We start from the raw sequence: 18,839 nt of genomic DNA on the forward strand, positions 1-18,839 counted from the left end.
GCCCACGCCGTCGGCGGCCGGCCGGTCAGAACAGCACGCTCATGAACGAACCGGTCTCGCGAAAGCCGACCCGGGCGTACGCCCGGCGGGCGGGGGTGTTGAAGTCGTTCACGTAGAGGCTGACGACGGGGGCGACATCGGCCAGGGCGTAGCGCAGGACCGCCGCCATCCCCGTCTCCGAGAGGCCACGTCCGCGGTGTTCGGGGGCGACCCAGACGCCCTGGATCTGGCAGGCCTGCGGGGTGGCCGCGCCGATCTCCGCCTTGAAGACGACCTTGCCGTCCTCGATCCGGGCGAACGAGCGGCCGGCGCCGATGAGTTCGGCGACGCGTGCCTGGTAGAGGAGTCCGCCGTCGCCCGCGAGCGGGGAGACGCCGACCTCTTCGGTGAACATCGCCACGCAGGCCGGCATCAGGACGTCCATCTCGTCCTTGCGGATGCGGCGGACCAGGGGGTCGGGGGCGATGTCGGCGGACGGGCTCTCGGTGACCATGAGCGGCTGGTGGGCGCGGACCTCGCGGGCCGGTCCCCAGCCGGGTTCGAGCAGCTGCCACAGCCGCGCGGTGGGTTCGGCGGGGCCGACGATCGAGGAGCAGCGGCGGCCGGCCCGGCGGGCGCGGTCGGCGAAGGCCCGGACGGCCTCCGGGCCCGCGCAGATCGGTACGAGATTGGCGCCGGAGTAGCACAGCGAGCGCAGCCGTCCGTCGGCGTACCAGCCCCACATCTCGCCGCCGAGCCGCCAGGGGTCGAGTCCCGCGATCCGGACCCGGGACGTCACGAAGGCGTTGGCGACGGGGTCGCTCTCCAGTACGGCGAGAGCGGCGCCGAGGTCGCTGGGTTCGAGGACCCGGGTGGTCGTCTGCGTCAACACGAGGGGGCCTCACCATGCGGTCTGCTGATTTCCGCACTGTACCCAAAGAGGCTGTGCGGCGCCGCCCCTGAGGGGGACCGGGGCCGCGGCACGGGGCGGGTCCGGTCACGGCGCGGCGCCCCGCGGGTCGGATGTCCGTCCGGCGGGGCGCCGTGGTGCGCGGGGTCCCGGCGGCCGTGCCCGGGTGCTCCCGACGCGGGTGCGTGCGGGTCCCGGCGGCCGGGCCGGGGGCTCAGCCGACGGAGACCTCGGGCTCGCCGGAGGCGATGCCGTCCTTCTCCATCTGCTCGGCGATCTTCATGGCCTCTTCGATCAGGGTCTCGACGATCTTCGACTCGGGCACGGTCTTGATGACCTCGCCCTTCACGAAGATCTGGCCCTTGCCGTTGCCCGAGGCCACGCCCAGGTCGGCCTCGCGGGCCTCGCCGGGACCGTTGACGACACAGCCCATCACGGCTACGCGCAGCGGGACCTCCATGCCGTCGAGGCCGGCCGTGACCTCCTCGGCGAGCTTGTAGACGTCGACCTGGGCGCGGCCGCAGGACGGGCAGGAGACGATCTCCAGGCGGCGGGGCCTGAGGTTGAGCGACTCCAGGATCTGGTTGCCGACCTTGATCTCCTCGACCGGCGGGGCCGAGAGGGAGACGCGGATGGTGTCGCCGATGCCCTCGGAGAGCAGGGCACCGAAGGCGACCGCCGACTTGATCGTGCCCTGGAAGGCGGGGCCGGCCTCCGTGACGCCGAGGTGCAGCGGGTAGTCGCACTTCTCGGCGAGCAGGCGGTAGGCGTTCACCATGACCACCGGGTCGTTGTGCTTCACCGAGATCTTGATCTCGCGGAAGTCGTGCTCCTCGAAGAGGGACGCCTCCCACAGCGCGGACTCGACGAGCGCCTCGGGGGTCGCCTTGCCGTACTTCTGGAGCAGACGGCGGTCCAGGGAGCCCGCGTTCACACCGATGCGGATCGGGGTGCCGTGGTCCTTCGCCGCCTTGGCGATCTCCTTGACCTGGTCGTCGAACTTCTTGATGTTGCCCGGGTTCACCCGGACCGCGGCGCATCCGGCCTCGATGGCCGCGAAGACGTACTTCGGCTGGAAGTGGATGTCCGCGATCACCGGGATCTGCGACTTCCTCGCGATGGTCGCGAGCGCGTCCGCGTCGTCCTGCGTCGGGCACGCCACGCGCACGATCTGGCAGCCCGACGCCGTCAGCTCCGCGATCTGCTGCAGCGTCGCGCCCACGTCCGCCGTACGGGTCGTGGTCATCGACTGCACCGACACCGGCGCGTCCCCGCCCACCGCGACCGACCCGACCTGGATCTGGCGGCTGACCCTCCGGTCGGCGAGCTTGGTCGGAACGGACGGCATTCCGAGAGAAATCGCAGTCATGCGCTGAGCATCCCCAAGGTGTGGATCGAGGTCCCGAGTTCGGCGGGCTCCGAACTTCGAGATTACGGCACCGGGAGCGCCCCGGAGCACACCGCATCTTGGAGCGCCGCGTTCCGGTACGGCCCGGACACACGCTGTGTGCCGGGCCGTCACCGTCGGTGCACCGGCCGGTCCTCCGGGGCGCTGCGGCCGGTCAGGTGATCTTGACCGGGTTCACGATGTCGGCGACCAGCACCAGCAGCGTGAAGCAGATGAAGACGCCCGCCACGACGTAGGCGACCGGCATCAGCTTGGCCACGTCGAAGGGGCCGGGGTCGGGCCTCCGGAAGACCCGGGCCACGTTGCGGCGCAGCGCCTCCCAGAGCGCCCCGGCGATGTGTCCGCCGTCGAGCGGCAGCAGCGGCAGCATGTTGAAGAGGAACAGCGAGAGGTTGAAGCCCGCCAGCAGGAACAGCATCATCGCGACCTGGTTCTGCGCCGGAACGTCCAGCGTCATCACCTCGCCGCCGATCCTGGCCGCGCCCACGACGCCCACCGGCGAGTCGGCCGCCCGTTCGCCGTCGCCGAAGGCGGCGTCCCACAGTCCGGGGATCTTGGACGGGAGGGCGATGATCGAGTCGACGCCGTTCTCGATCATGTCTCCCATGCGGACCACCGAGTCGCCGAAGGAGAGCGGGACGATCTCGGTCTGTGCGGCGAAGCCGAGGTAGCCGGCCTTCACGTACTCGCCGGGGACGACCTCGCCCCGGGAGTCCTTCTTGGCGACCGCGTTCTCCTTGAGTACGGCGTGGAGGGTCTCCTCCCGGCCGTCGCGCTGGACGGTGATGGTGGCCGGGCCGATGGTGTCGCGGATCTTCTCGGAGAGCGTGGCCCAGTCGTCGACCTTCTGGCCGTCGAAGGCGACGATCCGGTCGCCCTTCCGGAGCCCGGCGGCCTGTGCGGGCGAGACGTCGTCGGACTTCTTGCAGGTGTCGCGGTTCTCGCTCTGCGGGATCACGCACTTCTGGACGCCCGCGACCTCGGTGGTCTGGGTCTGGAACCCGAACGTCATGGCCACGCCGAGGAAGATGCCGACGGCGAGGACCAGGTTCATGAACGGTCCGGCGAACATCACGATGACGCGCTTCCACGGCTTGCGCGTGTAGAAGAGCCGCTTCTCGTCGCCGGGTTCGAGTTCCTCGAAGGCGGCGGACCGGGCGTCCTCGATCATGCCGCGCCACGGGGACGTGGAACGGGCCTCCAGCCGGCCGTCCGGTCCCGGCGGGAACATGCCGATCATGCGGATGTAGCCGCCGGCCGGGATCGCCTTGATCCCGTACTCGGTGTCGCCCTTCTTCCGCGACCAGATCGTCGGTCCGAAGCCGACCATGTACTGGGGGACGCGGATCCCGAAGAGCTTCGCGGTCGACAGGTGCCCGAGTTCGTGCCAGGCGATGGAGAACAGCAGGCCGATGACGAAGACGGCGATGCCGAGAATCGTCAACAGGACCGTCGAAATGCTCATGCGCGCGCCTCCGCTGTCGCCTTCGCCGAGAGTTCACGGGCCCGGGCGCGGGCCCAGGTCTCCGCTTCCAGGACGTCTGCGACCGTGAGCGAAGTTCCCGCGGCGGGGGTGCCGTGTTCGGCCACCACCGCCGTGACCGTATCCATGATGCCGGTGAACGGCAGCCTTCCCGACAGGAACGCGTCGACGCACTCCTCGTTCGCGGCGTTGAAGACGGCGGGGGCGGTGGAGCCGAGCGTGCCCACGTGCCGGGCGAGTCCCACGGAGGGGAACGCCTCGTCGTCGAGGGGGAAGAACTCCCAGCTGGACGCCCTCGACCAGTCGAAGGCGGGCGCGGCGTCCGGGATGCGCCGGGGCCAGCCGATGCCGATGGCGATCGGACCCCGCATGTCCGGGGGCGTGGCCTGGGCGAGAGTGGAGCCGTCGGTGAACTCCACCATCGAGTGCACGTACGACTGGGGGTGCACCACGACCTCGATCCGGTCGAACGGGATGTCGTAGAGGAGATGCGCCTCGATGACCTCCAGGCCCTTGTTGACGAGGGTGGCGGAGTTGATCGTGATGACGGGTCCCATGGCCCAGGTCGGGTGGGCCAGGGCCGCCTCGCGGGTGACGTCGGCCAGCTCCGCGCGGGTGCGGCCGCGGAAGGGGCCGCCGGACGCGGTGACGACGAGCTTGCGCACGTCGGCACGGGTGCCCGCGCCCAGGGCCTGGAAGAGGGCGGCGTGCTCGGAGTCGACCGGGATGATCTGGCCGGGCTTGGCCAGCTCCTTCACCAGCGGGCCGCCGACGATCAGCGACTCCTTGTTGGCGAGGGCGAGGGTGCGGCCCGCGCCGAGGGCGGCGAGGGTGGGGGCGAGACCGATGGAGCCGGTGATCCCGTTGAGCACGGTGTGGCAGTCGGTGGCGGCGAGTTCGGACGCCGCGTCGGGTCCGGCGAGGATCTCGGGGAGCGGTTCGCCCGCCCCGTACCGCTCGCGCAGCGCCTCGCGGAGGGCCGGTACGGCGTCCGGCGCGGAGACGGCGACGGCACGCACCCGCAGTCGATGCGCCTGCTCGGCGAGAAGGCCGACCCGTCCGCCCGCGGCGGCGAGGCCGGTGACGCGGAAGTGGTCGGGGTTGCGCAGCACCAGGTCGATGGCCTGGGTGCCGACGGAACCGGTGGAGCCGAGGATGACGAGATCCCGGCGACCTTCCGCGGCATCGAAGACGAGGTGCGGGTCGGCAAGGGGGGCAGGGCTGTCGCTCATGCCCCCCATTGTTGCCGCATCGGCCGTGCCCGTGGACAGGGCGTCCCCCCGTGCCCGGCCGGGCGGCCGGTCGGTGGGCCGCCGAGCCCGCGATCGGGCGGGGCGGCGACCCGGTGGCTCAGCGGCCCGGCCACCCGGCGGTCAGCGCACGCGGCGGCGGACGTCGTCCCGGGCACTGGGCCCCGGGGTGGCGTCGGCGATCCACGGGCCGTCGTCGCTCGGGTCGATGACGCCCTCCTCCAGCCAGGTGTACGCGCCGGACAGGATGCCGTCGACCAGACGCCGGTCCTGGTCGTCGGTGTTGGACCACAGGCGGGTGAAGAGTTCCTCGACCCGGATGCGGGACTGCCGGCAGAAGGTGTCGGCGAGCCGATACGCCTCGCGGCCGTGGTCGCCGGAGGAACGCAGGTGCTCGGCGCGGACGCAGGCGGCGCTCGTCGCGAAGAGTTCCGCGCCGATGTCCACGATCCGGCCGAGGAAGCCCTGTTTGGTCTCCATCCGGCCCTGCCAGCGCGACATGGCGTAGAAGATGGAGCGCGCGAGCTTGCGCGAGCAGCGTTCGACGTACCGCAGGTGGGAGGAGAGGTCCGGGAGCCCGGGGTGGGTGAACTCCCCGTACGTGCGCGGCAGTTGTCCCGGTCCGGTGACGAGCCTGGGCAGCCAGCGGGCGTAGAAGCCGGCCGCGTTCGCCCCTGCCCTCGCCTTGGCGGCGAGGGGCTTGTCGGGGTCGATGATGTCCCCGGCGACCTTCAGGTGGGCGTCGACGGCCTCCCGGGCGATCAGCAGGTGCATGATCTCGGTGGAGCCCTCGAAGATCCGGTTGATCCGCAGGTCGCGCAGGAGCTGCTCGGCGGGGACGGCGCGTTCGCCGCGGGCGGCGAGGGACGCGGCGGTCTCGAAGCCCCGTCCGCCGCGGATCTGGACGAGTTCGTCGGCCATCAGACAGCCCGTCTCGGAGCCGTACAGCTTGGCGAGGGCCGCCTCGATCCGGATGTCGTTGCGGTTCTCGTCGGCCATCTGGGAGGCGAGGTCGACCATCGCCTCCAGGGCGAAGGTGGTCGCGGCGATGTAGGAGATCTTGGCGCCGACGGCCTCGTGCCGGGCGACCGGGCGGCCCCACTGTTCGCGCACCGCCGACCACTCGCGGGCGATCGTGAGGCACCATTTCCCGGCGCCGACGCACATGGCGGGCAGCGAGAGCCGTCCGGTGTTGAGCGTGGTGAGGGCGATCCTGAGCCCGGCGCCCTCGGGTCCGATGCGGTTCGCGGCCGGGACCCGGACGCGGTGGAAGCGGGTGACACCGTTCTCGATACCGCGCAGGCCCATGAAGGCGTTGCGGTGCTCGACGGTGATGCCCGGGGAGTCCGCCTCGACGACGAACGCGGTGATACCGCCCTTGTGGCCGTCGGACTCGGGGACGCGGGCCATCACGACGAGCAGGTCGGCGACGACGCCGTTGGTGGTCCACAGCTTCACGCCGTCGAGGACGTAGTCCTGGCCGTCCGGGACCGCCGAGGCGGCCAGCCGGGCCGGGTCGGAGCCGACGTCGGGTTCGGTGAGCAGGAACGCCGAGATGTCGGTGCTCGCCAGCCGGGGCAGGAACGCGTCCTTCTGCTCCTGGGTGCCGAAGAGCTTCAGCGGCTGCGGTACGCCGATGGACTGGTGGGCGGAGAGCAGCGCGCCGAGCGCCGGGCTGACCGAGCCGACCAGCGTGAGGGCCTTGTTGTAGTAGAGCTGGGTCAGCCCGAGTCCGCCGTACTTCGGTTCGATCTTCATCCCGAGCGCGCCGAGTTCCCTGAGGCCGTTGATGACCTCGTCGGGGATCCGGGCCTCGCGCTCGATGAGGGCGCCGTCGACCTCGGTCTCGCAGAACTCGCGCAGCCGGGCGAGGAACGCCTCGCCGCGCCGGACGTCGTCCGGGGACGGCAGCGGGTGCGGGTGGATCAGGTCGAGCCGGAAGCGCCCGAGGAAGAGTTCCTTGGCGAAACTGGGCTTGTGCCAGTCCTGTTCGCGGGCGGCCTCGGCCACCCGGCGCGCCTCGCGCTCGGTGACCGCGGAGGTGTTCTTGGGTGCGGATGGGGCGGACATGAGGAACTCACCTCGCCGCAGCGTGGGGGTGGGCGGACGCGGCCGGTCCGGGCGGGGGCGCGGATGCCTGCCGTGCCGTACCGAACGGTGCTACGTGTCCTGATCTACCCGATGCGCGGGCCCGCCGCCATTCGCGGCCGCCGATCGGGTCGGCGGCCACCCCGTCGGCCGTTCCCGCGGTGACAGGGCGGCCAGGGAGTGCACGGGGAGCGCGCGGGCGCGTCCGCCTCCCGCCCCGCGCACGCGCGAACGGCCGGGAGGGCGCGGACACGCGAAAGCGGCCGCAGCCCCCGCACAGTGGGCTGCGACCGCCTCCCTCGCCGCCCGCCCCCCGCTGTCCAGGCGGATGGGAGCGGGCGGTACCGGTGGGCCGGGTGTCGTTCCGGTTCCGGGTTCCGGGATCTAGGCCGTGTCTTCACAGTGCCGTCGTTCGGCCGGAGGCCGGGCCGTGCGGCGTCTGGTGCGTGCGATCGCAAGACGGAGGATCGTTCTCGTACTGGACGTACGAGGACGAGTCCGACGACGCCGCGAGCGTGTGCGCCAGGCGTCGCACGGCAGGCAGCACCGTGAAGACACGGACTAGAGGTGGACTAGAGGGCGAGGCCGGTGAGGACCAGCACACGCTCGTAGGTGTAGTCCTCCATCGCGTAGCGGACGCCCTCGCGTCCGACGCCGGACTGCTTGGCGCCGCCGTACGGCATCTGGTCCGCGCGGTAGGAGGGGACGTCGCCGATGATCACGCCGCCGACCTCCAGGGCGCGGTGGGCGCGGAAGGCGGTCTGCAGGTCGTGCGTGAACACACCGGCCTGGAGGCCGTACTTGGAGGAGTTGACGGCGGCGAACGCCTCGGCCTCGCCGTCCACCTTCTGCACCGAGAGGACCGGTCCGAAGACCTCCTCGTGGGCGAGGGTGACGTCCTGCGGCAGGTCCGCGAGGACGGTCGGCGCGTAGGTGGCACCGTCCCGCTTGCCACCGGCGAGCAGCCGGGCTCCGCCCTGTACGGCCTCGTCGACCCAGGACTCGACGCGCTTGGCGGCGTCCTCGCTGACCAGCGGGCCGACCTCGGTGGAGGCGTCGGACGGGTCGCCGGTGACCTGGGCCTCGACGGCCGCGACGATCTTCGGGACGAGCCGGTCGTACACCGAGGCGTCCGCGATGACGCGCTGCACCGAGATGCAGGACTGGCCGGCCTGGTAGTTCGCGAAGGTCGCGATGCGGTTCGCGGCCCAGTCCAGGTCCTCCTCGGAGGCGTAGTCGCCGAGGACGACGGCGGCGGCGTTGCCGCCGAGCTCCAGGGTGCAGTGCTTGCGCGGCACCGACTCCAGGATCGAGTAGCCGACCGGGCCGGAACCGGTGAAGGAGATGACGGGCAGGCGCTCGTCCTGGACCAGGTCGGGCATCCGGTCGTTGGGGACGGTCAGCACGGACCACGAACCGGCCGGGAGGTCGGTCTCGGCCAGGATCTCGCCCAGGACCAGCGAGGAGATCGGGGTGGCCGGGGCGGGCTTCAGGATGATCGGGGCGCCGACGGCGATGGCCGGGGCGACCTTGTGGGCGCTCAGGTTCAGCGGGAAGTTGAACGGGGCGATGCCGAGGACCGGGCCGCGCGGGAAGCGACGGGTCAGGCCGAGGCGGCCGGTGCCGCCCGCGTCGGTGTCGAGGCGCTGGGCGTCGCCACCGTTGAAGCGGCGGGTCTCCTCGGCGGCGAACCGGAACACGGAGACGGCGCGGCCGACCTCGCCGCGGGCCCACTTGATGGGCTTGCCGTTCTCGGCGGAGATCAGCTGGGCGATCTCCTCGGTGCGCTCCACCAGGCGCCGTACGACGTGGTCGAGGGCGGCGGCACGGACGTGGGCCGGGGTCGCGGCGAACTCCTCGCGCACGGCGTGCGCGGCCGCGACGGCCTCCTCGATCTGCGCGTCGGTCGGCACGCCGACGGTACCGACGAGCCTGCCGTCCCAGGGGTTGGTGACGTCGAAGCTGTCCTCACCGGTGGCCCGGCGGCCGGCGAGCCAGAAGGCGTGGGTGGAAGTCATGGAGGTTCCGGCCCTTCGGAGTCGTGGGGTGTGCTGCACCCCACCGTAGGGCCGAACGCCCGGCCTGACGTTTGTCCGACGTGGAGCAGTGCGCCCCGGGCTTTCTACGGATTGTCCGATGCGTCACGTGACCGGGGACGCTTCTCGGCGCGACGGGCGGACGTCGCCGGGAGGGGCGCCGGGCCGTGTCTCCGAAGTGCCGCCCGCCGTGCCCCGCGTGGCACACACGCTCGCGGCGTCGTCGGACGCGTCCTCGTACGTCCGGTACCAGGACCGGCCCTCCGCCTCTCGCACGCACGCACCGGACGCCCCGCGGCCCGGCCCCCGGCCGAACGGCGGCACTTCGCCGGCACTTCGACGACACGGTCTAAGGCCCGGGCGGCGTCTCCTGCGCGGGCGGGGTGCTCGTGGCCTTCAGGGCCAGCCACAGCTCCATCCGCACGTCCGGGTCGTCCAGCGAGCGGCCGAGGATCTCCTCCACCCGGCGCATCCGGTAGCGCAGGGTGTGGCGGTGCACGCCCAGGTCCGCCGCGGCGGCGTCCCACTGGCCGTGGTGGGAGAGCCAGGCGCGCAGCGAGGCGACCAGGTCGCCGCGCCCCTTCGCGTCGTGCTCGCGCAGCGCCCGGAGCATTCCGTCGGCGAAGGCGCGGACGGCGTCGTCGGCCAGCAGCGGCAGCACGGAGCCCGCCACCAGTTCCTCGTGCTCGACCAGTGCCCTGCCCCTGCGCCGGGCCACGGACAGCGCCTGCTCGGCCTGCTTGTAGGCGGCGGAGACGGTGGTGAGGCCCGACGGTGCGGAGAGGCCCATGACCACCCGGTCCTCCTCCCGTGCCGCCGGTTCGCGCGCCGGACGCGTCTCACGGGTCTCCCTGGCCTCCTGCGCCTCCGCGTACACCGTGCAGGCGGCGACCACCGCTCCCCCGTCCGCGGCGAGGACGACGAGCCGATCGCCCTCGGGGACGGCCAGCAGCGCCTCACCGGTCCGGAAGGCCGCGGCCTCCAGCGCCTCGCCCAGCGCCACCGGCGCGCGGGGGCCGTCCACCTCGGCGATGAGCAGCCGGAACGGGGCATCGAGCAGTTCCCCGTACAGGTCCCCGGCGACGGCCCTGGCGTGGTCCGGCCAGCCGGCGAGCAGCATCCGCAGCACCGCCGCGCCCAGCCGCTGCTCGGCGCTCTGGAGGGAGCGGGAGCGGGCGGTGGTGAGGGTCAGCAGGGCGACCGCCGAGTGCACCGCGTACCGCTCGGCGGTGCCGAGTGCCGCGCCGGTGCCGACGGCCAGCGCGCCCCGGACCCGGCGGCCGGTGCCCAGGGTCTGGAGCTCGACGCGGTCGTCGGTGCCGCCCACGACCACACTGGCCGGGGCGGGGCGCTCGCGCAGCCGCTCCACGTCGGGCGTGAGCCGGGCGGCCCGGCGGGCGGCCCATTCGGGGGCCGCGGCGACGACGGCGCCGGAGGTGTCGTAGAGCGCGGCCCAGCCGTCGACGTGCGCGGCGAGCCGGGCGAGGAGTTCAGCGGGGCCGTCGCCCGACACCGCGGCCTTGGTCAGCTCCCGCTGGGCGGCGAACCCGGCCGTCACCGCCTGGTACTGGTCGGCGGCGATCGCCGAGGAGACGGCCTTGGCGATGGCGATGAACGGGGTGCGGCGCGGCACCTCCAGCAGCGGGAGGCCCGCCTCCTCCGCGGCATCGATCAGGGCGCGCGGCACCTCGTCGTAGTTCACGCCGACGGCGAAGCCCAGGCCGACGACCCCGGCCCCGGCCAGCCGCCGCACGTACCGCCGCATCGCCTCGGGGTTCTCGGCGTCCAGGTTGGTGGCGGTGACGAGCAGGAACTCCCCGCCCTCCATGTACGGGACCGGGTCGGGCAGTTCGCTGGCGTGGGCCCAGCGGACGGGCACGTCGAGCCGGTCCGCCGCCGCACGCACCCTGAGTCTGAGCGCCGAGTGCTGGACGAGCGAGGCAAGAGTGGGGGGCATGGGGACCGTGGGACCTCGGGCATTCGTTTTTCGCCGTCCCGTATGAACGGCTGTCCTCAATTCTGCCAGGGCGGCGCAGTCCGCGGCGACGGCTCGGCCGCGCCGCCACCACCGCCCGCGCGTACCGGCGCCGTCGCCCCGTGCTTCCCGGGCCGGTCGCCCTGCCTGCCGAGGTCAGTCGCCCAGCCGCACCAGCAGCGGCGGCGCGTGCTCGCCGTCGACCGTCGTCAGCGAGAGCACCGCGTGTCCCGGGGGCAGTTCGTAGGCGAGCGCGGAGGCGGACCAGCGTTCGCGCTCCACCTGCCGCACGGTGACGGCGTCGACGGTGACCGCCTTGCCGGTGGCGAGCTTGCGCAGGGCGTGCATGGCCCGGGTGAACGGCTGGTCGGCGAAGACCCCGTGCTGGGCCACCTCACGGACCGAGACCCACTCCTTGCCCCAGGTCTCCGAGAACCGCTTCCCGTCCCAGGTGGTGACGCCCGAGAAGATCATCCCGCAGCCCACCGCGCCCAGCAGGGACGCGTGCAGCCCCTCGGGGACGTCGTCGACGGTGCGCAGGGCGAGCACCGCGCCGGCGTTCAGCGGCCTGAGCCCCCTGATCCCCTGGATGGTCCGGGCGGTGAGGGTGTGGGTCGCGTCGTCCAGCACCAGACAGGCGAACGCCGACCGGTCGGTGCGGGTCTCGGCCATCGCGTTGAACTGCGCGAGGACGAGGCGGGCCAGCACCCTGGACGCGGCGGCGTGGGCGCGTTCCGGGAGGTCGATCCGGACCCTGAGCGGATGCTGTCCGAAAGCACGCAGGGAGAAGGGTCGTGCGTCCTCCCCGGTCGCGAAGAACCCGGCGAACGCGGGCCGGTCGAGGAGGGCGACGCGGTCGGCGAGCAGCGCCGCGGGGTCCGACCCGGCGCCCGCCTGCCGGGTCCGGGCGTCGAGTTCGCGGAGCATCGCGGCATGGCCGCCCGCCTCCAGCTCCTGCCGCAGTGCGCCGAGGGCCCTCTCGTCCCCCGCGAGCAGTTCCCGCAGTTCGGGTACGGACGGGAAGTGCCCGTGGACCGTCCGGTAGGGGCCGAGCAGTTGTCCCAGGGCCAGGGCCGCGCGCCGGCCGTCCAGTTCGGGGACGTCCCCGGCCAGCCCTTCCGCGAGGGTGGCCGCGGCCTCGTCGGGATCGGTCGATCCGCCGTACAGGTCGAAGTCGTGGACGGACGAGGGGTCGCCGATCCTGACGACGACGTCGTACGCGTCGTCGGGCCCCAGCGGCGTGCCCGCGGCGCCGACGGCGAGCACCGCCACCGCGCCGGTCAGCGCCTGGAGGGCGAGCGTCTCGACGACGGGTCGCACCAGCCCGGTCGTCTTGCCCGCGCCGGGCGGCCCGACCGCCAGCAGGGACGTGCCCAGCACGGCGGGGTCCAGGGCGACCCCCGAGCCCCGGCGCGCGTAGGGGTTGCGTTCGTCGTCGGCGCAGCCGCCGATGCGGACCTGACCGGTCAGCAGGTCGTGGCGGGCGGTGCGCAGGGGGAGGTCGCGGTGGCCCGAGGGGTGCAGGAAGGCGTCGGCGCCCCGGCGCACGACCGTCTCGTCGAAGGACGCCGGGCCGTCGTGGCGGGACCGGGCCCGTGTCCAGGCGTGGTGGACGCGCACGCAGTCCACGTCGTTCAGACGCCCGCCGCGCACGGCCGAGGTGAGCACGTCCGCCGCGGCGGTGAGTCCCGCGGCCCGCAGCGCGGGCCACCGGGCGGCGTCCGTCCCGGACACGGGCGACGGGCCCTGACCGGCCGCGGGAGGAACGGCCGCCGGAAGGTCGCCCGCTGGACGCGCGGCCGCGCGGCGCGCCGACCGGGCGCGGAGGGCGGCGCGCCAGCGTCCGGCCCGGGCGAAGGGCCACACGACCGCGGCGATGACCAGGGCGTAGGCGCCGTAGGCGACCACCGCCGCCAGGTACGCGCTGCCGCCGCCCTGCAGCCAGCTCTGCGGGATCAGATAGAAGACGACGTCCAGCAGGGGCACTGTGCCGTTCCCGACCAGCCACAGCGCGAACAGGGCGGCGAGGCCCGAGGCCCACAGCCGGGCCCGGTCCGTGTTCGGTCCCGCCCAGTGGCGGAAGATCCCGGACCAGTGCCCGAGGCGGGCGGCCCACAACCCGGCGAGCAGCACCAGCAGCTGGTAGTAGAGCGTCTCGATGCTGTACGCGGCGCGCGGGACGTAGCCCGCCCGCAGCGTCTCGAACACCCACCAGTCCCCCGGCGTGATCGCCACCAGGGGCACCTTCACGTACGGGATGCGGAAGTCCGCGAGCAGCGCCCAGACCAGCAGCCAGAGTCCCAGCGCGATCAGTGGCCCGAGCAGGGAGGGCCGGGGCGGCTTCTCGGCGGGGCGCGGCACGTAGCCGTACCGCCAGATGCCGGGCGCGGCGGCGGGGCGGAGGGCGTTCAGCCACTCGGTGACCGACGGCCCGGTCCGCGGAAGCCCGGCGGGCATCGGCGGCGCGGCGGACGGCGGCGCCGCGGGGGGAGGCCCGGCGGGCCCGGGCGGGGCGGCGGGCGGCGGTCCGGCCGGGCGCGGCACCACGTGCCGGGACGCGCCGGGGCCGACGTGCCCCCGCTGCGTACCGTCCTCGTCCCGCACATCGAGCGGGTCACCGCTCGCGCCCCGCACGCCGTGCACGTCGTCGCTCTTCATGAACCGTCGCCCCCCTGACCGGCCGGGTCCGTCAGCTGCCCCGGTCAATCTAGTGCCCCTCCCGGTGTTGTCCGCCCCGTCGCGCCGCCCGGCGCGCGCGGCGGGTCCGGCGGGGCTCCCGGGCGGCGGCCGTACGGGTGGTGTCCGCGCGTCCCGGCACCCCCGCCCCGTGCGTGCTATGTCCGCGACGGACAACGCCGCACGGCCACCACTCCCGAACGGAACATGCCGGACCCCCGGTCCCGCCCCTAGCCTGCAGGCAGAGAAGCGTCCGAAACACCCCACAGGAGCCCCGCATGACCTCTCTTCCGCAGGAGCGCCGCCTCGTCACCGCCATTCCCGGCCCGAAGTCGGTGGAGCTTCAGGCCCGTCGTACCGCGACGGTGGCCGCAGGCGTGGGCTCCACCCTGCCGGTGTTCGCCGCGCGCGCCGACGGCGGGATCATCGAGGACGTGGACGGCAACCGTCTGATCGACCTCGGTTCCGGCATCGCCGTCACGTCGGTGGGCGCCTCCGCCGAGGCCGTCGTACGCCGCGCGTCCGCCCAGCTCGCGGACTTCACCCACACCTGCTTCATGGTCACGCCGTACGAGGGCTACGTCGAGGTCTGCGAGCGGCTCGCCGAGCTGACGCCGGGCGACCACGCCAAGAAGTCCGCGCTGTTCAACTCGGGCGCCGAGGCCGTCGAGAACGCCGTCAAGATCGCCCGCGCGTACACCAAGCGTCCCGCGGTCGTCGTCTTCGACCACGGCTACCACGGCCGTACCAACCTGACGATGGCGCTGACCGCCAAGAACATGCCGTACAAGCAGGGCTTCGGCCCGTTCGCGCCCGAGGTCTACCGGGTGCCGGTGGCGTACGGCTACCGCTGGCCGACCGGTGCCGAGAACGCCGGGGCCGAGGCGTCCGCCCAGGCCATCGACCAGATCAACAAGCAGATCGGCGCGCAGAACGTCGCCGCGATCATCATCGAGCCGGTGCTCGGCGAGGGCGGGTTCATCGAGCCGGCCAAGGGCTTCCTCCCGGCGATCGCGCAGTTCGCCGAGGACAACGGCATCGTCTTCGTCGCGGACGAGATCCAGTCCGGCTTCTGCCGCACCGGCCAGTGGTTCGCCTGCGAGGACGAGGGCATCGTCCCGGACCTGATCACCACCGCCAAGGGCATCGCGGGCGGGCTGCCGCTGTCCGCCGTGACCGGCCGCGCCGAGATCATGGACGCCGCGCACGCCGGCGGCCTCGGCGGCACCTACGGCGGCAACCCGGTGGCCTGCGCCGGTGCGATCGGCGCCATCGAGACGATGCGCGAGCTGGACCTGAACGGGAAGGCGAAGCGCATCGAGGAGATCATGAAGGGGCGGCTCGCCGAGATGCAGGCGAAGCTGCCGAACGGCGACATCATCGGCGACATCCGCGGCCGCGGCGCGATGATCGCGATCGAGCTGGTGAAGTCCGGCTCGAAGGACCCGAACCCGGAGGCCGCCGCGAAGCTCGCCAAGGCGTGCCACGCGGAGGGTGTCCTGGTCCTCACCTGCGGTACGTACGGCAACGTCCTGCGCTTCCTGCCGCCGCTGGTCATCGGCGAGGACCTGCTGAACGAGGCGCTCGACGTCCTCGAACAGGGCTTCGCCGGCGTCTGACCCGTGCGACCCCCGGCCCTGTCCGCGGCCCTGCTCGCGAGGATGGTCCGGGGGCCTCGTGAGGGCTGTGAAGAAGGTGTGCGGGGCCGATGGCGGGATCCGTTTCCGGCTGTCGGTCCCCCTCCCGCTGCCGTACGGTTTCCGCAGATGAGAGAAACACCCCGCCCGCAGGGGACTGCCGGCGACGCCGGGCCGACGCTTCCCCAGCACCGTCCCGGCCGTGCCCTCGCGCACACCACTGGAGCCTCCGGCTCCGGAACTCCTCACCGATCGGATGGCCGCTCGCCCCAGACCCCCCGGGGCGCGCGGCACACCGGTCCGACCGGCCGTCCCGGAACCTCCCCCCCTGTTCCCGGGCGGCCGGCCCTTCTCGTTCTCCCGGCTTCCGGGCTCCTGGCCCTCCTCGCGCTCGTCACCTGGCAGGTCGCGGCCGACGGACCGCTGCGCGGGGCTGACGAGCGGGCCGCCCGGGCCGTCGTCGGACACGGCCCCGTCCCGCTGACCGAATTCCTCGCCGATCTCGGCAACACACAGGTCGCGCTCCCCGTGCTGGGGTGCGCGATCGTGTGGGCGCTGCTGCGCGGGGAGCGGCGCGGGCCGTTGTACGCGGCGCTCGCCATGGCCGCGGTGCCGCTGCTGGTCGTCCCGCTGAAGGACTGGATCGCCCGCCCGGGACCGCTGACCGGGGCCACCGGCTACTACCCCTCCGGCCACGCGGCGACGGCCGCGGTGGCGTACGGCGCGGCGGCGCTGCTCACCGCGCGGTGCGTGCGGGACGCGGGCGGTGGGCGGTGGGCGCGGGGCGTGTGGCGGTGGGTGCGGACGTGGATGATGCCCGTCGCCGCCGTCCTGCTGACGACGGGGACGGGCATCGGTCTGGTGCTGCGCGGCTATCACTGGCCGCTGGACGTGCTGGGCAGCTGGTTCCTGTCCGGACTGCTGCTCCTGCCGTCGTACCGGGTGGGCCGCGCCGGGAGCGGGACGCGTCAGCGGCCGAAGTAGGCGTCGAAGTTCTTCGAGAACTCCCCGTTGTTGAAGCGGTCCCAGTTGATCGACCACGTCATCAGCCCGCGCAGCCCCGGCCAGGTGCCGTGGGTGGTGTACGAGCCGCAGTCGGTCTTCTTGGTCAGGCAGTTGAGCGCCTTGGTGACCTCGGCGGGCGAGGTGTGGCCGTTGCCGGCCTGGGTGGAGGCGGGCAGGCCGACGGCGACCTGGTCGGGGCGGAGCGCCGGGAAGACCTTGGTCCGGTCACCGGCCACCGGGAAGCCGGAGAGCAGCATGTCGGTCATGGCGATGTGGAAGTCCGCGCCGCCCATCGAGTGGTACTGGTCGTCCAGGCCCATGATGGAGCCGGAGTTGTAGTCCTGGACGTGCAGCAGCGTCAGGTCGTCGCGCAGTGCGTGGATGACCGGGAGGTACGCGCCGGCGCGGGGGTCCTGGCCGCCCCAGGGGCCGGAGCCGTAGTACTGGTAGCCGAGCTGGACGAAGAAGGTCTCGGGGGCCATGGTCAGGACGAACTTCTCGCCGTACTTGGCCTTGAGGGTCTTCAGCGCGGAGATCAGGTTGACGACGACCGGGGTGGTCGGGTTCCGGAAGTCGGTGTCGCCGGTGTTCAGCGAGAGCGAGTGGCCCTCGAAGTCGATGTCGAGGCCGTCGAGGCCGTACTCGTCGATGATCCTGCCGACCGAGGAGACGAAGGTGTCGCGGGCGGCGGTGGTGGTGAGCTGCACCTGGCCGTTCTGGCCGCCGATGGAGATCAGCACCTTCTTGCCCGCGGCCTGCTTGGCCTTGATGGCCGCCTTGAACTCGGCGACGGACTCGACGTTCGGACACTCGGTGACCGGGCAGAGCGAGAAGCGGATGTCGCCGGAGGTGGCGGAGGTCGGCTCGCCGAAGGCCAGGTCGATGACGTCCCAGGAGTCGGGCACGTCCGCCATGCGCGTGTAGCCGGAGCCGTTGGCGAAGCTGGCGTGCAGATAGCCGACGAGCGCATGGGCGGGCAGCTGACCGCCTCCCCCTCCGCCTCCCCCGGTGGTGGTGGCCTGGACGGCGGCGGACCTGGCGGACTCGCCCGCGGAGTTGGTCGCGGTGACCTGGAAGCTGTACGCGGTGGACGCGGTCAGTCCGGTCGCGGTGGCGGAGGTGCCGGTGACGGAGAGGACCTTGGTGCCGTTCCGGTAGACGTTGTAGCCGGTGGCGCCCGGGGACGCGGTCCAGGACAGGCCGACCGAGGAGGCGGTGACCGTGCCGGCCTTCAGTCCGGCGGGCGCGGCGGGGAGTTCGGCCGGGGCGCCGCCGGGGCCGATCAGGGTGAGGTCGTCGGCGTGGTAGGCGGGGGTGCCGTACCAGCCGTGGGTGTAGACGGTCACCGAGGTGGTGGACGGGCCGGTTCTGAAGGTGGTGGTGAGCTGCTTCCAGTCGGGCGCCGACTGCGCCCAGGTGGACACGTCGGTGGTGCCGGTGCCGGACGCGCCGAGGTAGACGTAGCTTCCCTGGACCCAGGCGCTCAGCGTGTACGTGGAGTCCGGCTCGACCGTCACGGTCTGGGAGCACTTGGCGTTGTCGCCGCCGGACGGCGTCGCCTTGAGCGCCGAAGTGCCTCCGTGCGTCGGCGAGCCGACGACGGCTCCGCTGCCACCGGTGCAGCTCCAGCCGTCCAGGCCCGCCTCGAATCCTCCGTTGCGCGCCAGGTCCGCGTCGGCGGCGGCGGCCGAGGGGGCGGTGGCGGCGAGTCCACCGGCGGCGAGCAGCGCGGCCGAGCAGGCGGCCACCAGTCCGGTCAGTCGGGTGGGGGGTCCCGTGCGTTCCACAACTGCCTCCGTACAGGGGGGTCGGGTGGGGCGGAATTGAGTGCGGCCGCCACAACATGGTCCAGACCAATCAGCTTGTCAAGACCTCTGGCGGCACTCCGGTCGCTCCGGAGTGCCGTCGACCCCTGTCTGGCGTATCGTCAATTACCGCCTCTCTCGGCCCTCATGGCCGCCGCTTCATGCATCGCGAGTTCGAGGAGCGTCGCGTCGTTGAGCATCCCCGTGCCGTCCGGCGGGATGAGCCAGCGCACCGCGCCGACGACCTGTCGGCCCGGATGCGGCACGACGATCCACGTGCCCCGGCCCGCACCGCGCACCCCGGTGCCGATCCAGCCGTCGACGGTGCCCGGTGGCACGAAGAAGCCCATGCGGGCGTTGCCGAAGTCGGAGAGGACCGGCCCCGGCCGGTCCACGAGACGGGTGAGCACGTCGAAGGTGGGATGCCCCAGCTCCCCGGGGAGAATCAGCACGTCCCAGCGCCTGCCCGCGGGAAGGAGCGCGACCCCCCTGGGATCGCGCTCCCACACCCACCGACAGGCATTCGGGTCCGGCGCCACCGATGCCAGCCACTCGACCGCTGCCCCGACCCCCGCGCCAGCCATGAC

At 73.0% G+C, this 18,839-nt stretch carries 12 protein-coding genes; 2 read left to right on the forward strand and 10 right to left on the reverse strand.

Annotated elements, in window-relative coordinates; genetic code table 11:
• Positions 1 to 25: 25 nt before the first annotated feature.
• The 8 genes from AB0E67_RS00215 to AB0E67_RS00250 all read right to left on the reverse strand — a co-directional run bounded on the left by AB0E67_RS00215 (position 26) and on the right by AB0E67_RS00250 (position 13,787).
• Positions 26 to 871 carry a GNAT family N-acetyltransferase gene (locus AB0E67_RS00215; protein WP_362018921.1) on the reverse strand — a complete coding sequence of 282 codons (846 nt, stop codon included), beginning with the start codon at positions 869 to 871 and terminating at the stop codon, positions 26 to 28.
• A gap of 232 nt (positions 872 to 1,103) precedes the next feature.
• A complete protein-coding gene (ispG, locus tag AB0E67_RS00220; RefSeq protein WP_362018924.1) occupies positions 1,104 to 2,258 on the reverse strand; it encodes a flavodoxin-dependent (E)-4-hydroxy-3-methylbut-2-enyl-diphosphate synthase in 1,155 nt (384 codons plus the stop codon).
• A gap of 193 nt (positions 2,259 to 2,451) precedes the next feature.
• Positions 2,452 to 3,762: a site-2 protease family protein gene (locus tag AB0E67_RS00225; protein ID WP_362018927.1), complete on the reverse strand. Its 1,311-nt coding sequence runs from the start codon at positions 3,760 to 3,762 to the stop codon at positions 2,452 to 2,454.
• Positions 3,759 to 5,012 carry a 1-deoxy-D-xylulose-5-phosphate reductoisomerase gene (gene dxr / locus AB0E67_RS00230; RefSeq protein WP_362018930.1) on the reverse strand — a complete coding sequence of 418 codons (1,254 nt, stop codon included), beginning with the start codon at positions 5,010 to 5,012 and terminating at the stop codon, positions 3,759 to 3,761. Before dxr ends, AB0E67_RS00225 begins: the two co-directional genes overlap by 4 nt.
• A 141-nt stretch (positions 5,013 to 5,153) precedes the next feature.
• Positions 5,154 to 7,100, reverse strand: coding sequence for an acyl-CoA dehydrogenase family protein (locus tag AB0E67_RS00235; protein ID WP_362018933.1), 1,947 nt, complete (start codon positions 7,098 to 7,100; stop codon positions 5,154 to 5,156).
• Between the two features lie 590 nt (positions 7,101 to 7,690).
• Complete coding sequence (locus AB0E67_RS00240) at positions 7,691 to 9,136, reverse strand: aldehyde dehydrogenase family protein (protein WP_362018935.1); 1,446 nt, start codon at positions 9,134 to 9,136, stop codon at positions 7,691 to 7,693.
• A gap of 367 nt (positions 9,137 to 9,503) precedes the next feature.
• Complete coding sequence (locus tag AB0E67_RS00245) at positions 9,504 to 11,111, reverse strand: PucR family transcriptional regulator (protein WP_362018938.1); 1,608 nt, start codon at positions 11,109 to 11,111, stop codon at positions 9,504 to 9,506.
• Positions 11,112 to 11,285: 174 nt separating this feature from the next.
• Positions 11,286 to 13,787 carry an ATP/GTP-binding protein gene (locus AB0E67_RS00250; RefSeq protein ID WP_362018940.1) on the reverse strand — a complete coding sequence of 834 codons (2,502 nt, stop codon included), beginning with the start codon at positions 13,785 to 13,787 and terminating at the stop codon, positions 11,286 to 11,288.
• 296 nt (positions 13,788 to 14,083) lie between these two features.
• Here AB0E67_RS00250 and gabT point away from each other — a divergent pair, with 296 nt between their 5' ends.
• Together gabT and AB0E67_RS00260 are read left to right on the forward strand one after the other, a co-directional pair.
• Positions 14,084 to 15,424 (forward strand): 4-aminobutyrate--2-oxoglutarate transaminase, encoded by a 1,341-nt coding sequence (gene gabT, locus AB0E67_RS00255; RefSeq protein WP_362018943.1) that lies wholly within the window; start codon positions 14,084 to 14,086, stop codon positions 15,422 to 15,424.
• A 147-nt stretch (positions 15,425 to 15,571) separates the two neighbouring features.
• On the forward strand, positions 15,572 to 16,426 hold the full coding sequence (locus AB0E67_RS00260) for a phosphatase PAP2 family protein (RefSeq protein ID WP_362018946.1): 855 nt from the start codon (positions 15,572 to 15,574) through the stop codon (positions 16,424 to 16,426).
• Here the strand turns inward: AB0E67_RS00260 and AB0E67_RS00265 are convergent.
• Entirely contained in the window at positions 16,411 to 18,234 is a 1,824-nt protein-coding gene (locus AB0E67_RS00265; RefSeq protein ID WP_362018948.1) for a glycoside hydrolase family 18 protein, read from the reverse strand. The genes AB0E67_RS00260 and AB0E67_RS00265 overlap by 16 nt on opposite strands.
• Before the next feature lie 140 nt (positions 18,235 to 18,374).
• Positions 18,375 to 18,836 (reverse strand): hypothetical protein, encoded by a 462-nt coding sequence (locus tag AB0E67_RS00270; protein WP_362018950.1) that lies wholly within the window; start codon positions 18,834 to 18,836, stop codon positions 18,375 to 18,377.
• Between the last annotated feature and the right edge of the window lie 3 nt (positions 18,837 to 18,839).

Origin of the sequence: Streptomyces sp. NPDC032161 (genome assembly GCF_040636995.1) — a bacterium.
Lineage (GTDB): Bacteria > Actinomycetota > Actinomycetes > Streptomycetales > Streptomycetaceae > Streptomyces.

Bases quoted from the DNA above. Each gene is read 5' to 3' on its own strand.
- AB0E67_RS00225 (WP_362018927.1), bottom strand. From the start codon at position 3,762: ATGAGCATTTCGACGGTCCTGTTGACGATTCTCGGCATCGCCGTCTTC.
- dxr (WP_362018930.1), bottom strand. From the start codon at position 5,012: ATGAGCGACAGCCCTGCCCCCCTTGCCGACCCGCACCTCGTCTTCGAT.
- ispG (WP_362018924.1), bottom strand. From the start codon at position 2,258: ATGACTGCGATTTCTCTCGGAATGCCGTCCGTTCCGACCAAGCTCGCC.
- AB0E67_RS00240 (WP_362018935.1), bottom strand. From the start codon at position 9,136: ATGACTTCCACCCACGCCTTCTGGCTCGCCGGCCGCCGGGCCACCGGT.
- AB0E67_RS00235 (WP_362018933.1), bottom strand. From the start codon at position 7,100: ATGTCCGCCCCATCCGCACCCAAGAACACCTCCGCGGTCACCGAGCGC.
- AB0E67_RS00245 (WP_362018938.1), bottom strand. From the start codon at position 11,111: ATGCCCCCCACTCTTGCCTCGCTCGTCCAGCACTCGGCGCTCAGACTC.
- AB0E67_RS00260 (WP_362018946.1), top strand. From the start codon at position 15,572: ATGAGAGAAACACCCCGCCCGCAGGGGACTGCCGGCGACGCCGGGCCG.
- AB0E67_RS00250 (WP_362018940.1), bottom strand. From the start codon at position 13,787: ATGAAGAGCGACGACGTGCACGGCGTGCGGGGCGCGAGCGGTGACCCG.
- AB0E67_RS00270 (WP_362018950.1), bottom strand. From the start codon at position 18,836: ATGGCTGGCGCGGGGGTCGGGGCAGCGGTCGAGTGGCTGGCATCGGTG.
- gabT (WP_362018943.1), top strand. From the start codon at position 14,084: ATGACCTCTCTTCCGCAGGAGCGCCGCCTCGTCACCGCCATTCCCGGC.